The sequence below is a fragment of the Xylophilus rhododendri genome, from assembly GCF_009906855.1.
GTDB classification, from domain to species: domain Bacteria; phylum Pseudomonadota; class Gammaproteobacteria; order Burkholderiales; family Burkholderiaceae_C; genus Xylophilus; species Xylophilus rhododendri.
Genome location: NZ_CP047650.1, coordinates 2722076 through 2736281, shown reverse-complemented (window position 1 = coordinate 2736281; position 14206 = coordinate 2722076). Strand labels below are relative to the sequence as shown.

Below are 14206 nucleotides of genomic sequence, written 5' to 3'. Positions count from 1 at the left end.
AGCCTCAGGCCAGCGCTTCGGCGGGGGCTTCGGCCCTTGCGCCGGTGGCGCGGTAGACCAGCGCGGCCGAGGTCAGGTCCGACAGCGCCGTGCCCACCGCCTTGAAGACGGTGATCTCCTCGGCCGACACCCGTCCTGTAGCGCTGCCGTCGCACAGCATCGGCAGGGTGCGGATGCTGGAGGGCGAGAGCACCCCGCTGGCGATCGGCGAGATCAGGTCGCCCGCCTCGGCCAGCGCGTCCAGCGAATCGACCACCACCGTGGCACCCGCGAACACCGCGTCGTCGCTCTCGCGCATGCCGGGCGTGAAGCCGCCGATCAGGTCCACATGGGTGCCCGGCCGCAGCCATGAGCCGCGCACCAGCGCCTGGGTGGACAGGGTGGCGCAACTCACGATGTCGGCCTGGCGCACCTCGTCCTCCAGCGGCCCGGCGAGTTCCGCCCGCACCCCCGCCGCACGCAGCTCGGCGACCAGCGCCTGCGCGCGCGACGGCGTCGGGTTCCATACCCGCACTTCTTCGATATCGCGCACCGCGCGATAGGCCTCGCACACCAGCCGCGCGATGCGGCCCGCGCCCAGGATCAGCAGCCGCTTCGCATCGGTGCGAGCGAGATAGGAGGCCGCCAGCGCCGACACGGCCACCGTGCGCCGCGCGGTGATCTGGTTGCCGTCGATCAGCGCCAGGTGCTGGCCGGTCTGGCCGTCGCAGAGCAGGTAGGTGGCGAACAGCCCCGGCAGCGAGCGCGCCGAATTGCCCGGGAAGATCGTCACCAGCTTGATGCCGATATAGCCATCGGCCCAGCCCGGCATCAGCAGCACCGTGGCGGTCTTGCCGTCGGGCTGCTCGATGTGGTGGTGATGCCGCAGCGGCACCTCCATCGGCGTGGCGAAGGCCTGGCGCAGCGCGGCGATCAGGGGGGCGAAGGGCAGGGCGGCGGCCGTCGCGGGGCCGTCTATCACCTGCAGGGCATCGTGCACTGCCATGGGTTCCTTACTGCTTGTCGAGTTTCAGGCCGGGCCACATCTTCTTGAAGCTGTCGTCCTGTTTGGCGATGGCGGCGGTGAATTCCGGCGCGTCGGCGAAGGCGGGTGTCAGGTTCTGCTTGATGACGGTGGTGCGGAAGGCGGGCGATTCGGAGATGCGCCGCGCCACGTCGCGCCAGTAGTCCACCACCTCCTTGGGCGCGGCCTTGGGCAGCGCAATGCCGCGCCAGCCGCTGAACTGCAGGTCGTAGCCTTTCTCCTTGAAGGTGGGGATGCCGTCCATGCCGGGCGCGGCCTTCTCGGACATCACCGCCAGGGTGCGCATCTTGCCGGCTTTCACATGTTCGCGCAGTTCGGCGTTGGGGATGGTGGTGGCCATCACGTCGCCGGTCAGCACGCCCATCACCGCTGGCGTGGTGCCCTGGTAGGGCACGGGCTGGAAGGCGGTGCCCAGCTTGTCGCCCATGGCGGCGGTGGCGATGTGCGAGAGCGTGCCGTTGCCGGCGTTGGAGATGGTGACCTCGCCCGGATGCGCCTTGGCATAGGCGATGAACTCGTCGATCGTCTTCCAGGGCGCGTCGGCGCGCACGGTGAGCGACAGCGGGTCGTCCGAGAACCGGGCGATCGGCTGGAAGTCCTGCACGGTCGTCTTGCCGATGCCCATCAGCGGCACGACCAGGATCTCGGGCGTGACGACGATCACCCGGTAGCCGTCCGGCGCGCCGGTGGCCACATAGGCCCAGCCGATCGAGCCGCTGGCGCCGGGCCGGTTGATGACCAGCGGCGGAATGCTCATCAGCGGACGCGCCGCGTCGGCGATGGTGCGCGCCGTCATGTCGCTGCCGCCGCCGGGCGGGTAGGCGACCACGATTTCCACCGGCTTGGTGGGATAGGCCTCGGCGACGGAAACCGCCGGCACGAGCGCGGCGAGGCAGGACAGGGCCAGGGCGAACGGAGCAAAGGACTTCATGACGACAACTCCCGGGTTAGAACCACTTTGGTAAGTTTTATTAGCCAAATCCGTGCCAACCTCGGTTTTCGCCGAATTGGTTACGCTTTTGGTCTGAAGAAGTGGTTGCAATGAAACCAGAATGGTGCCGAAAGTGGTTCGCGGGAAATCCCTGCACTGTTTTGCGGCGGGCGGATGGGCCGCACAATCCGCGGATGAATTCAGTCGAGCCCCTCATCGCCGCGCCGGGTTTCAGGGCCAAGCAGGTCTACGAGCAGATCGCCGACGCGATCCGCTCGGGCATCGTCAGCGGCGCCTTTCCCGGCGGCTCGCGCCTGCCGTCCGAGCGGGAGCTGGCGCTGCGTTTCGGTGTCAGCCGCCCGGCGGTGCGGGAAGCCATAGGCGCGCTGCAGAACGAGGGCCATGTGCTGACGCGGCACGGCTCCGGCACCTATGTCACCACCGCCGCCGATGCCGGCGCGCCGCCCGATGACCAGGCCCCGCCGGCACCGCCGCGCGACGCCGACATCAGCCCCAGTTCCATCCTCGACGTACGCATGCTGATCGAGCCGGCCATCGCCCGCCTGGCGGCCCGCCACAAGGCGCGCGACCCGCTGGCCGAGCGCTACCTGCAGCAGATGAGTGACGTGCAGGACATCGGCGACCCCGCCCAGCAGGCCGCCTGGAACACCGCCGACTCGATGTTCCACCGCCAGCTGGCGGTGATGACCCGCGACGCCCTGGTGGTGAAGATCGCCGACGAGATCGCCAAGTCGATGGACCAGCCCTTGTGGCAGCGCCTGCGCGACGACGGCATCTACGACGCGCAGCGCATCCAGCTCTATGTGGCGGAGCATCGGCTGATCTACGAAGCCGTGGTGTCCGGGGATGGGGATGCGGCGGCCTTCTACATCGAAGGCCACCTCAAGCGGGTGCGGGCGGACATCGCCACCCGGGATTGACTCACGCCATGTAGATGGCGATGAAGGCCAGCAGGAACATGAGAACGCCGCCGGCCAAGGGCAGCACCAGCGGAATCACCTTGGTCACCTCCTCGATCGGATCGTGCGGCCGCGCGTCGGGCGAACCGGCGATATGGGCGCGCGGATCGTGCGAGTTGTCGGGGGCGGGCGCGTTGGTGGAGGCGTCGACGGGCAGTGTCATGGCGGGGCCGTTCGCGGGCGGTGAGGGGGCCCGGCCATTCTAGGAGCGCCGGCCGCCCCGGGGGAACCGGGTTTGCGATGAGCCCGGCGGCCCCTCAGCCGGCCGCCTGGCTCACCCGCAGCACCTCGGCGCCATAGGCTTCGAGCTTCTTGCCGCCGATGCCGGTGATGCCGTGCAGGTCGTCCAGCGACTGCGGATCCCGCTCGGCAATCGCCGCCAGCGTGGCGTCGTGGAAGATCACATAGGCCGGCAGGTTGTGTTCCTTGGCGACTTCCGAGCGCCAGGCCTTGAGGGCGGTGAAACGCGCCTGTCCGCCGGCATCCAGCCCGGCGGCCGCCGAAGGCGCCCGGCCGGCTTTCACCGCGCGTTCCTTGCGGCTGGCGCGCGGCGTCGGCGAGGAGATCGAGGCGCGCAGCTGCACCGGCACCTCGCCCTTGAGCACCGCGCGCGAGGCGTCGGTCAGCACCAGCGTGTTGAAGGCCGCGGCATCCACCTGCAGCGCGCCGATGGCGATCAGCTGGCGCAGCACGCCGCGCAGCTGGGCTTCGGACAGCTCGGCGCACAGGCCGTAGGTGGAGAGCTTGTCGTGCCCGTGCTGCAGCACCTTCTCGGTGGGCTTGCCGCGCACGATGTCCATGATCTGGCCGGCGCCGAAGCCGATGCCCTGCTGCTTGCGGATCCAGTAGATGGTGGACAGCAGCTTGCGCGCCGCGTCGGTGCCGTCCCAGACCTCGGGCGGGTTCAGGCAGTTGTCGCAGTTGCCGCAGGGCTGGCTGGGTTCGCCGAAATAGCCCAGCAGCCGCACCCGGCGGCAGTCGGTGGCCTCGGCCAGGGCCAGCAGGGCGTCGAGCTTGCCGCGCATGGCCTGCTTGAATTCCTCGCCGGCGGGGCTCTCGTCGATCATGCGCCGCTGGTTCACCACGTCGGCCAGGCCGTAGGCCATCCAGGCATCGGCCGGCTGGCCGTCGCGGCCGGCGCGGCCGGTCTCCTGGTAGTAGCCCTCGATGTTCTTGGGCATGTCGATGTGGGCGACGAAACGCACGTCGGGCTTGTCGATGCCCATGCCGAAGGCGATGGTGGCGCACATCACGATGCCGTCCTCGCGCAGGAAGCGGTCCTGGTGGCGCTGGCGCACCGAGGCGTCCAGCCCGGCGTGGTAGGGCAGGGCGTTGAGGCCGGCGTCGTTCAGCGTCTGGGCCATCTCCTCCACACGCTTGCGCGACTGGCAATAGACCACGCCCGCATCCTCGGGGTGTTCGTTCTGGATGAAACGCAGCAGCTGCTGGGTCGGATCCTTCTTCTCGACGATGGCGTAGCGGATGTTGGGCCGGTCGAAGCTGCTGACGAACTGGCGTGCGTCTTCCAGGCGCAGGCGCTCGACGATGTCGGCCCGGGTCAGCGTGTCGGCGGTGGCCGTCAGCGCGATGCGCGGCACGGTGGGATAGCGCTCGTGCAGGATCGACAGGCTGCGGTATTCCGGCCGGAAGTCGTGGCCCCACTGGCTCACGCAATGCGCCTCGTCGATGGCGAAGAGGGCCAGCCGGCCGCTGTCGCGCAGGCCGTCGAGCAGCTCCAGGAAACGCGGCGTGCTCAGGCGCTCGGGCGCGACGTAGACCATGGTGATCTCGCCGCGCTGCATGCGGCCTTCGATGGCCAGGGTCTGGTTCCAGTCCAGGGTGGAGTTGAGGAACTCGGCCGCCACGCCGGCCTCGTGCAGGGCGCCGACCTGGTCGTGCATCAGCGCGATCAGCGGCGAGACCACGATGCTGATGCCCTGCCCCGCCCGCTGCAGGGCGATCGCCGGCACCTGGTAGCACAGCGACTTGCCGCCGCCCGTCGGCATCAGCACCAGGGCGTCGCCGCCGGAGCAGACATGTTCGACGATGTCCTGCTGTTCGCCGCGGAAGGCGTCGTAGCCGAAGACCTCCTGCAGGATGTCCTGGGGGTCGGATGAGAGAGTGGCCGGAGCTTGGAGAGCCATCGAGGCGCTGAGACGGTCCGCATCGGGCGGCCGTCTGCGGGACGGTTGGAGGAAAGGCGCGATTGTCCTCTACCGGGCAGCGCCGGGCCGCGCCGTCAGTCGGGCGCCGGTGCCCGGGCCCTGGACCAGGATGCGCAGGTCTTCGGCAGCGGGTGCGGGAGGCGGACCGCCCCGCCCGGGCCCGGCCATTGCCTTTTTCCTACAATGCCCCATGCCCAGCCCCACCGCCCGCCACCCCCGCTACACCCGAGCCGCCGCTCTGCCGGCCATCCTGTCCGAACGCATCGCCATCCTCGACGGCGCCATGGGCACCATGATCCAGCGCTTCAAGCTCGGCGAAGCCCAGTACCGCGGCGAGGGCTATGGCGGCGCGGACGGCGCGGGCAGCCGCTTCACCGACTTCCACCGCGACGTGAAGGGCAACAACGAGCTGCTCTCGCTGACCCGGCCGGACGTGATCTCCGCCATCCACGAGGGCTACCTCGCCGCCGGCGCCGACATGATCGAGACCAACACCTTCGGCGCCACCACCATCGCGCAGGAGGACTACGACATGGCCGCCCTGGCGCGCGAGATGAACCTGGCCTCGGCCCGCCTGGCGCGCGCCGCCTGCGACAAGTTCAGCACCCCCGACAAACCCCGCTTCGTCGCCGGCGCCTTCGGCCCCACGCCCAAGACCGCCTCGATCAGCCCCGACGTGAACGACCCCGGCGCCCGCAACGTCGATTTCGAAACCCTGCGCCAGGCCTACTACGAGCAGGCCGAGGCCCTGGCCGAGGGCGGCTGCGACCTGTTCCTGGTCGAGACCATCTTCGACACACTCAACGCCAAGGCCGCGCTCTTCGCCATCGCCGAATGGTTCGAGAACAGCGGCGAGCGCCTGCCGCTGATCATCAGCGGCACCGTCACCGACGCCTCCGGCCGCATCCTGTCGGGCCAGACCGTCACCGCCTTCTGGCACAGCGTGCGCCATGCCGAACCGCTGGCCATCGGCCTGAACTGCGCCCTGGGCGCCACCCTGATGCGGCCCTACATCCAGGAGCTGCACAAGGCCGCGGCCGACACTTTCATCTGCTGCTATCCCAACGCCGGCCTGCCCAATCCGATGAGCGACACCGGCTTCGACGAGACGCCGGACGTCACCGCCCGCCTGCTGCACGAGTTCGCGGCCGAGGGGCTGGTCAATATCGTCGGCGGCTGCTGCGGCACCACGCCGGACCATATCGGCGCGATCAACACGGCGGTGAAGACCATGGCGGCGCGGCCGCTCAATGGCGCGCCGTTCCGGGAGCTGGTGGCCGGCTAAATCCGGGCATCTGCGTCGGGGAAGCGCCGGCCGACCCGGCGCTGAGCGGACTTAGCCGTTACGCTCGCATCATGGTTAACCCTGATATTGCGACCGCGGATGGCGAGCGCCACGACATCCCCCGCATCAGCCTGGCCCTGTTCCTGGCCGGCTTCTCCACCTTCTCCCTGATCTACTGCGTGCAGCCGCTGCTGCCGGAGTTCTCGGTGGAGTTCGGCCTCACCCCGGCCAGCAGCTCGCTGGCGCTGTCGCTCACCACGGCGCTGCTGGCGCTGTCCATCGTCTGCGCCGGCATGGTGTCGGAAGCGGTGGGGCGGCGCGGGCTGATGTTCGTCTCGATGGGCTCGGCGGCTCTGCTCAACCTGCTGGCCTCCTTCGCGCCGAACTGGCAGACCCTGCTGGTCGCCCGCGCGCTGGAGGGGCTGGTGCTGGGCGGGGTGCCGGCGGTGGCCATGGCCTACCTGGCCGAGGAAGTGCCGCAGCGGCGCCTGGGCAAGGTGATGGGCCTGTACGTGGGCGGCACCGCCTTCGGCGGCATGATGGGCCGGGTCGCCATGGGGGCGCTGACCGAGTTCCTGTCCTGGCGCGCGGCCATGGGCACGCTGTCGGTGGTGGCGGCGCTGTCGGCCCTGGCCTTCATCTGGCTGCTGCCGCCCTCGCGCCATTTCCAGCGCCAGCCGGGGCTGAACCTGCCCTACCACCTGGCGGCCTGGAAGAAGCACCTGCAGGATGCGCGGCTGCGGCCCTTCTTCCTGGTGGGCGTGCTCTGCATGGGCACTTTCATCGCCGTCTACAACTACATCGGCTACCGCCTGGTGGCCGCGCCCTACCGGCTGGGGCAGACGGCGCTGGGGCTGATCTTCCTGGCCTATGTCTTCGGCATCTTCACCTCCTCGGCCGCCGGTGCGCTGGTGGACCGGCTGGGCCGCGCGCGGGTGATCGGCTGCGGCGCGCTGGTGTCCTTCTTCGGGCTGGCGCTGACGCTGGCCGACGGGCTGCCGCTGGTGATCGCCGGCATCAGCCTGGTGACGGTGGGCTTCTTCATGGTCCATTCGGTGGCCAGCGGCGCGGTGGGCCGGCTGGCGCAGGGCCACAAGGGCCATGCCTCGGCGATCTACCTGCTGTGCTACTACGCCGGATCGAGTGTGCTCGGCTCGGCCGCCGGGGCGCTCTGGCGCTTCGGCCACTGGCCGGCGGTGGCGGCTTTCGGCGGTTTGATGGCGCTCGGGGTGCTGGGTGTGGCGTTGGCCCTGCGGGCGCAGGATTCGGCGGCGCCGGCGGCGCTTCAGGACGCCGGCGGCTCGGCCCGTGGAAGTGCGGCGGTCCAGGCCTCGCGCTCCCCGGTCGTGGTGGCAAGCAGCGTGTCCAGCCGCTCCGCGGCGCCGGCCGGCAGGGCGCTGCCCAGCGCTCGCCATGCGGCCAGCGGCCGCTCGCGCAGGTAGAAGGGCAGCTCGCCGCACAGCGCCAGCACGAGTCGGGCGTCCGCCGGCATGCAGACCCGGCCCGGATGGCCGAGGATGCCGGCCATCTCGACCAGGGCCAGCGCCAGGTCGTCCGGCGCCAGGCAGCGCAGCGTGGCGTCGAGCAGGGGCCGCAGGCTGTCGCGGCCCGCGCGGCAGGGCAGGCCGGGCAGCAGGGCGCGGATCCGCTGCCGTGCCGCCAGGGGCGTGGTGCCGCCCGGTGCGCTGTTCAATGCCTGCTCCCAGGCCCGCTCCCAGGCGCCGGGCGGCAGCGTCCCGGGCCGCAGCCGGCCCAGCGCCGGCAGCAGGGTCCAGAGCCGCGGCAGCGCCGTGCAGGCCTGCAGCGCCAGGGCCTGCAGCTCGCTCTCCAGCGGTTCGTACACCCACTGGGTCATCATGCTGATCGCGTCCACCGCATCGCGACAGCCCGCCGGCTGCGCCTGCGCGTCGGCCAGCAGCTGCCGGCAGCGCGTCAGCAGCAGTTCGCGTGCGGCCGGCGGCCGGTTGAAATGGCTGGCATGGCGGGCCAGCGCCCGCAAGGCGGAGGCGGGTGGCAGCCGGGCGCTTTCCTTCAGCAGGAACTCCCGCCACTGCGCATCGGTGCCTACGGCGGGCATGGCCTTGATGGCCGCTTCCAGATCGGCGGGACGTACCCGCAGCAAAGCTTCGACCAGCGGTTGGCGGACGGGGGCGCCGCCCTCGTCCAGGCGCAGGCAGTCGCGCAGCATCGACAGTACCGGCCAGCGGCATGCCGGGCTGACGGTGTCCTCGATGCGGGCGATCAAGGCCTGCAGCGCCGGCAGGCCGATGTCCTGGCCCTCGATGGCCACGCAGGCGTGCATGGCGGCCAGGTCCAGGCGCTGCTGTGCATCGAGGCCGGGCACTTCGAAAAACGCCGGGTCCAGCCCTCGGTACCTTCCCGCCTCGCCGGCCAGCTGGAGCAGGCGGCGCCAGGCCGCGGGCGTCAAGGCCGGTTCCGCGGCCGCGGTTTCCAGCACCAGCCGCACGCACCAGGGCGAGGGCGCGCGACGTGGCGGCGGGTCGGTCTGGCGGTGTTGCAGGAGGAAACGCGCCGCACGGTCCCACAGCGGCGCACGCCCGCGTGCCAGCGGCAGCCGACGCTCCAGCAGACAGGCCAGCCAGGCCTCACGCCGCGCCTGATGCGCACCGACCGACTGCTGCACAAAGGCCGACCAGGCGGCCTCCCGGCAGCGGTCCCGGTACTGCAGCGCCACCTGGTCGATGCGGTCGAGCGCGGCGGAGAAGTCGGCGATGTCGCGCGCGGCATCCAGCGCCTGCATGGTGCGGCTGGCCGGCGTGAGCTCGCGCAGCGCGGCATCCAGCCGGGGATGGAGGCCGAAGACGACCGTCACCGGATCGATCACCGAACTGTGGCGGCAGCATTCGCGCCAGCTGGCGAACTCGAACATCGGGAGCACGAGTTCCGACGGTGTCTGTTGCAGGCGGGGTGGCGGCGGCGGCAGCAGGGGCTGGCCAGGCGCGGGTAGGGTGGGGAAAGCCATGGAATGCATCCTTTCAGGAAAGCGGCGGCAGTCCGGCCGCCCAGGCCGCGTGGGCCTCGTCGCTGGCGGTGAACAGGGCCTCCAGTTCGTGCGCGCAATACGGGGGAAGCGTTGCGGCGGTCTGCCGCAGCACCTGCAACGGCGGCTGGCGCAGGTAGAAGGGCAGGGCCTCGCACCAGCGCAGCAGGCCGTCGAATTCCGCTTCGGTGCATCCGCCCGGGCAGCGGTTCCAGAGCGCGGCCAGTTCGGCCAGGGCACGCGACCGGTCCTGCACGGTCAGCCCTTGCAGCGCGGCCTCCAGCCGCGGCAGCACGGCGGCCCGTCCGCAACGCGACCACAGGCCCGATGTCAGCGCCCGAACGTCGCGCCAGGGCTTGCCCGGTGTTTCGTCGTCGGCCAGTTCGGCCAACGCGGCCTGCCAGGCGGCGGCCCATGGCTGCGCGTTCGGCGCATCGGGTTTCAGCCGGGCCAGCACGGCGATGCGCTCGGCTGCCGGCAGATTGCCGCAGGCCCGCAAGGCCAGGGTGCTCAGTCCGGAGGTGTCGGCTCCGGGCTTGAGCCGCGCGCTCAGGCGGGCAAAGGCCTGCAGCGCCTGGCAGCGTATGGCCGGCTGCGCCAGCGCCGCGTTCAGCAGCGCGATGCTGCCTGCCTGCAGCAGGTCGCGGCCCTGCGTGTCCCGATCGAAGTCGTAGCTTTGCCGGTCCAGCACCCGCAGGGCGCTGTCCGGGGGCAGCCGGGCGCACTGGTCCAGGAACATCCGCTGGCGTGATGCCGGGTCGCCGATCGGCGGCAGTTCCTCCAGGGCCCGCTCCAGGTCGCCATCGGGCACCCGCAGCAGTGCATCGCGCAGCGGCTCCAGGGCCACGGCGTCGAGCGACAGGTTCCACGGCCAGCTGCGGCTCAGCGCCACCAGCACTTCGCAGCGGCTGTCCGGCGACACGCTGGCCTCGATGCGGGCGATCATGGCCCGCACCGTCGTGCGGTCGCAGCGCTGCCAGGACAGGGCGCAGCAGGCCAGCACGGTGTCCAGTTCGGCCTGCTGCGGCGTATTCAGGCCTTTGGCGTCGAAGCAGCTTGCGTCGGGGCCGCGGCCTTCCATGGAGCGCGCGACCAGTCGCAGCAGGCGGCGCCAGTCCGCTGGCGCCATGGTGCGCGCCGCTGCGGCGCAAGCCAGCAGCCGGCCGACCAGCGCCGAGCCCGGTGCATCCATCTCCGGCCGCGCCAGCAGGCGCACCGCGCGCTGCCACAGCGGCGGATGCAGCTTGCCGCTGCTGGCTTCGGCATCGAGCAGGCAGTGCAGCCAGTCCTCCTGCGAACGCTGCACCGGTGCCGGCGCCCGGTGCACGACCGCCCACCAGGCCGCTTCCCGGCAACGCTGCCGGTACTGGGGCGCCACCCGGGGCAGCAGCGCCAGCGCGGCGGCGAAGGCGGGTGTGTCGCGCGCGGTGGTCAGCTGGCGCATCGCCTCGCTGGCCGGTGCCGCCTGCGCCAGCGCCGCCGCCATCCGGGCGTTGAGGCCGGCGACCACGCGGGTCGCATCGATGCCCAGGCAGCCCCAGACCGCGTTCTGCTCCATGCCGGTGAGGAACAGCTCCTGCAGCAGCTCGTTGGGCAGGTATTCCAGCCGGCGCTGCGGCGCCACGATAAGGGCGGTGCCGACCTTCGGCAGGGGCGCCCGCGGGGGCGAGGACGGCGGCGGAACACGAGACAGCATGGATGACCGAAGGCGGAGATAAAGCCCGTCACCATGCCGTCCCCGGCCGGCAGCGAAACATGCCGGGCGCAAGAAGCGCCGCGGCGGCGAAGCCTCAGCCCAGGTAAGGCTTCAGATAACGCCCGGTATGGCTGCGCGGATGGGCCGCCACCTCTTCCGGCGTGCCCTGCGCCACCACCATGCCGCCGCCGGCACCGCCCTCGGGGCCCATGTCGATCACCCAGTCGGCGGTCTTGATCACATCGAGGTTGTGCTCGATCACCACGATGGTGTTGCCCGCGTCGCGCAGCTGGTGCAGCACCTTCAGCAGCAGGTCGATGTCGGCGAAATGCAGGCCGGTGGTGGGCTCGTCCAGGATGTAGAGCGTGCGGCCGGTGTCGCGCTTGGAGAGTTCCAGCGCCAGCTTCACCCGCTGCGCCTCGCCGCCCGACAGCGTGGTCGCGGCCTGGCCCAGCGTGATGTACGACAGGCCCACGTCCAGCAGCGTCTGCAGCTTGCGTTTGATGGTGGGCACGGCGGTGAAGAAGCCGTTGGCCTCCTCCACCGTCATCGCCAGCACCTGGGCGATGTTGCGGCCCTTCCACTGCACTTCCAGCGTCTCGCGGTTGTAGCGGGCGCCGCGGCAGACGTCGCAGGGCACATACACATCGGGCAGGAAATGCATCTCCACCTTCACCATGCCGTCGCCCTGGCAGGCCTCGCAGCGGCCGCCGGCGATGTTGAAGGAGAAGCGCCCCGGGCCGTAGCCGCGTTCGCGCGCGGTGTTGGTCTCGGCCATCAGCTCGCGGATCGGCGTGAACAGGCCGGTGTAGGTGGCCGGGTTGCTGCGCGGCGTGCGGCCGATCGGCGACTGGTCGACGTTGATCACCTTGTCGAAATAGTCCAGCCCCTCGATGGCCTCGTGCGGCGCGGCCTCGTCGTGCGCGCGGTGGATCTGGTGGGCAGCGGCGGTGTAGAGCGTGTCGTTGACCAGGGTGCTCTTGCCGGAGCCGGAGACACCCGTCACGCAGGTGAACAGGCCCACCGGGAAATCCACCGTCACGCCCTGCAGGCTGTGCCCGCGGGCGCCGACGACCCGCAGGGATTGCAGCCCGTCGCGGCTGCTGGTGGGCAGCGCCTTGCGGAAACGCGCGGGCACATCGTCGGCGCGCGGCGCGGCCGGCGCGGCGCCCACCGGCAGCCAGGGCGTGCGGTGCGGCGGCACCGCGATGGAGCGGCGGCCGGAGAGATAGTCGCCGGTCAGCGAGCGCGGGTCGTCCGCCACCTGCTGGTAGGTGCCCTGCGCCATCACCTGGCCGCCGTGCACGCCGGCGCCCGGGCCCATGTCCACGACATGGTCGGCGGCGCGGATCATGTCCTCGTCGTGCTCCACCACGATCACGCTGTTGCCGATGTCGCGCAGGTGGCGCAGGGTCTCGATCAGGCGGTCGTTGTCGCGCTGGTGCAGGCCGATGCTGGGCTCGTCCAGCACATACATCACGCCGGTCAGGCCCGAGCCGATCTGCGAGGCCAGGCGGATGCGCTGGGCCTCGCCGCCGGAGAGCGTCTCGGCGCTGCGGTCCAGGCTCAGATAGCCCAGGCCCACGTCGTTCAGGAACTGCAGGCGCAGGCCGATCTCGCGCACGATCTTGCCGGCGATCTCGGCCTTGGCGCCGGTCAGCGTCAGCGTGCCCGACCAGGCCTGGCTGTCGCGCAGCGTCATGCGGCTCACGTCCTGGATGGCCAGGGCCTCGGGGCCTTCGCCCAGGCGCACATGGCGCGCTTCGATGCGCAGGCGCGCGCCGCCGCAGGACGGGCAGGACCGGGTGCCGCGCGAGCGGGCCAGCTCCTCGCGCACGGCCGGCGAATCGGTCTCGCGCCAGCGCCGCTGCATATTGGGGATGATGCCCTCGAAGGGATGCTTGCGGCTGAGCCGGCGCTTGCCCTCCGAATAATGGAAGGCGATCTCCTCGCTGCCCGAGCCGTGCAGCACCACCTGGCGCACGGGGGCGGGCAGGGTCTCGAAAGGCGTGTCCACCTCGAAGCCGTAGTGGGCCGCCAGGCTCTCGATCATGGTGAAGTAGAAGGCGTTGCGCCGGTCCCAGCCCTTGATGGCGCCGGCCGCCAGGCTCAGCGTGGGGAAGGCCACCACGCGTTCTTCCTCGAACACCTCCAGCACGCCCAGGCCGTCGCAGCTCGGGCAGGCGCCCACCGGCGAGTTGAAGGAGAACAGGCGCGGCTCCAGCTCGCTGATCGACCAGCCGCAGATCGGGCAGGCGAAACGGGCGTTGAAGAGGTGTTCGTGCCCGCCGTCCATCTCCAGCGCGATGACACGCCCGGCGCCCTCGACGCCGCCGACACGCAGCGCCGCCTCGAAGCTCTCGGCCAAGCGCTGGCGGAATTCGGCGCGGGCCTGCGGGTCGGTGTCGGGCCGCACCTTGAGCCGGTCGATCACCACGTCGATGTCGTGCTTCTCGGTCTTCTTGAGCGCCGGCAGGTTCTCGTGCTCGTAGACCTGGCCATCGACCCGGAAGCGCACATAGCCCTGCGACTGCATCTCGGTGAAGACATCGGCGAACTCGCCCTTCTTCTCGCGCGCCACCGGCGCCAGGATCATCAGCCGGGTATCGGTGGGCAGGGCCAGCACCATGTCCACCATCTGGCTGACCGTCTGCGAGGTCAGCGGCACGCCGTGGTCCGGGCAATGCGGCGTGCCGGCGCGGGCGTAGAGCAGGCGCAGGTAGTCGTGGATCTCGGTGACCGTGCCCACGGTGGAGCGCGGGTTGTGGCTGGTGGCCTTCTGCTCGATGCTGATGGCGGGCGACAGGCCCTCGATCAGGTCCACATCGGGCTTGTCCATCAGCTGCAGGAACTGCCGCGCATAGGCCGACAGGCTCTCCACGTAGCGGCGCTGGCCTTCGGCATACAGGGTGTCGAAGGCCAGGCTCGATTTGCCCGAGCCCGACAGACCGGTGATCACCACCAGCGCGTTGCGCGGCAGGTCCAGGTCGATGTTCTTGAGGTTGTGGGTGCGGGCGCCGCGGATGCTGATGCGCTGCTCGCGCAGCAGCTGGCCGAGGTAGGCGGGTGCGGGCGCTGCTGTATCGGTGGGGCTGGGCGGGCTCAAGAGAAGGCGCTTCGGGCG

9 protein-coding genes are annotated in these 14206 nt (G+C 70.9%); 3 read left to right on the top strand and 6 right to left on the bottom strand.

The features are described 5' to 3' along the window. Nucleotides 1–4 precede the first annotated feature (4 nt). Both lhpI and GT347_RS12660 read right to left on the bottom strand, forming a co-directional pair. A complete protein-coding gene (lhpI, locus tag GT347_RS12665; protein WP_456119756.1) occupies nt 5–967 on the bottom strand; it encodes a bifunctional Delta(1)-pyrroline-2-carboxylate/Delta(1)-piperideine-2-carboxylate reductase in 963 nt (320 codons plus the stop codon). 25 nt (nt 968–992) lie between these two features. Beyond that, nucleotides 993–1955 carry a tripartite tricarboxylate transporter substrate binding protein gene (locus GT347_RS12660; protein WP_160552283.1) on the bottom strand — a complete coding sequence of 321 codons (963 nt, stop codon included), beginning with the start codon at nt 1953–1955 and terminating at the stop codon, nt 993–995. Between the two features lie 194 nt (nt 1956–2149). Between GT347_RS12660 and GT347_RS12655 the strand changes: the two genes are divergently transcribed. Further along, nucleotides 2150–2896 carry a FadR/GntR family transcriptional regulator gene (locus GT347_RS12655; RefSeq protein ID WP_160552282.1) on the top strand — a complete coding sequence of 249 codons (747 nt, stop codon included), beginning with the start codon at nt 2150–2152 and terminating at the stop codon, nt 2894–2896. Nucleotide 2897: 1 nt separating this feature from the next. Here the strand turns inward: GT347_RS12655 and GT347_RS12650 are convergent, their stop codons facing one another. Beyond that, the gene (locus GT347_RS12650; RefSeq protein WP_160552281.1) at nt 2898–3098 is read right to left on the bottom strand and encodes a hypothetical protein; all 201 of its coding nucleotides are present in this window, start codon (nt 3096–3098) and stop codon (nt 2898–2900) included. 94 nt (nt 3099–3192) lie between these two features. Further along, nucleotides 3193–5079, bottom strand: a complete 1887-nt coding sequence (gene recQ, locus GT347_RS12645; RefSeq protein ID WP_160552280.1) for a DNA helicase RecQ — start codon at nt 5077–5079, stop codon at nt 3193–3195. Nucleotides 5080–5290: 211 nt separating this feature from the next. Between recQ and GT347_RS12640 the strand changes: the two genes are divergently transcribed. Continuing rightward, on the top strand, nt 5291–6385 hold the full coding sequence (locus GT347_RS12640; RefSeq protein WP_160552279.1) for a homocysteine S-methyltransferase family protein: 1095 nt from the start codon (nt 5291–5293) through the stop codon (nt 6383–6385). Nucleotides 6386–6456: 71 nt separating this feature from the next. Next, complete coding sequence (locus tag GT347_RS12635) at nt 6457–7827, top strand: MFS transporter (protein ID WP_160552278.1); 1371 nt, start codon at nt 6457–6459, stop codon at nt 7825–7827. 1554 nt (nt 7828–9381) lie between these two features. On the opposite strand, the gene GT347_RS12630 is transcribed toward GT347_RS12635, so the two are convergent. Together GT347_RS12630 and uvrA are read right to left on the bottom strand one after the other, a co-directional pair. Next, nucleotides 9382–11082, bottom strand: a complete 1701-nt coding sequence (locus tag GT347_RS12630) for a hypothetical protein (protein ID WP_160552277.1) — start codon at nt 11080–11082, stop codon at nt 9382–9384. A 94-nt stretch (nt 11083–11176) separates the two neighbouring features. After that, nucleotides 11177–14188: an excinuclease ABC subunit UvrA gene (gene uvrA, locus GT347_RS12625; RefSeq protein ID WP_160552276.1), complete on the bottom strand. Its 3012-nt coding sequence runs from the start codon at nt 14186–14188 to the stop codon at nt 11177–11179. Nucleotides 14189–14206 lie beyond the last annotated feature (18 nt).

Bases quoted from the DNA above. Each gene is read 5' to 3' on its own strand.
- GT347_RS12660 (WP_160552283.1), bottom strand. From the start codon at position 1,955: ATGAAGTCCTTTGCTCCGTTCGCCCTGGCCCTGTCCTGCCTCGCCGCG.
- GT347_RS12655 (WP_160552282.1), top strand. From the start codon at position 2,150: ATGAATTCAGTCGAGCCCCTCATCGCCGCGCCGGGTTTCAGGGCCAAG.
- GT347_RS12650 (WP_160552281.1), bottom strand. From the start codon at position 3,098: ATGACACTGCCCGTCGACGCCTCCACCAACGCGCCCGCCCCCGACAAC.
- recQ (WP_160552280.1), bottom strand. From the start codon at position 5,079: ATGGCTCTCCAAGCTCCGGCCACTCTCTCATCCGACCCCCAGGACATC.
- GT347_RS12640 (WP_160552279.1), top strand. From the start codon at position 5,291: ATGCCCAGCCCCACCGCCCGCCACCCCCGCTACACCCGAGCCGCCGCT.
- GT347_RS12635 (WP_160552278.1), top strand. From the start codon at position 6,457: ATGGTTAACCCTGATATTGCGACCGCGGATGGCGAGCGCCACGACATC.
- GT347_RS12630 (WP_160552277.1), bottom strand. From the start codon at position 11,082: ATGCTGTCTCGTGTTCCGCCGCCGTCCTCGCCCCCGCGGGCGCCCCTG.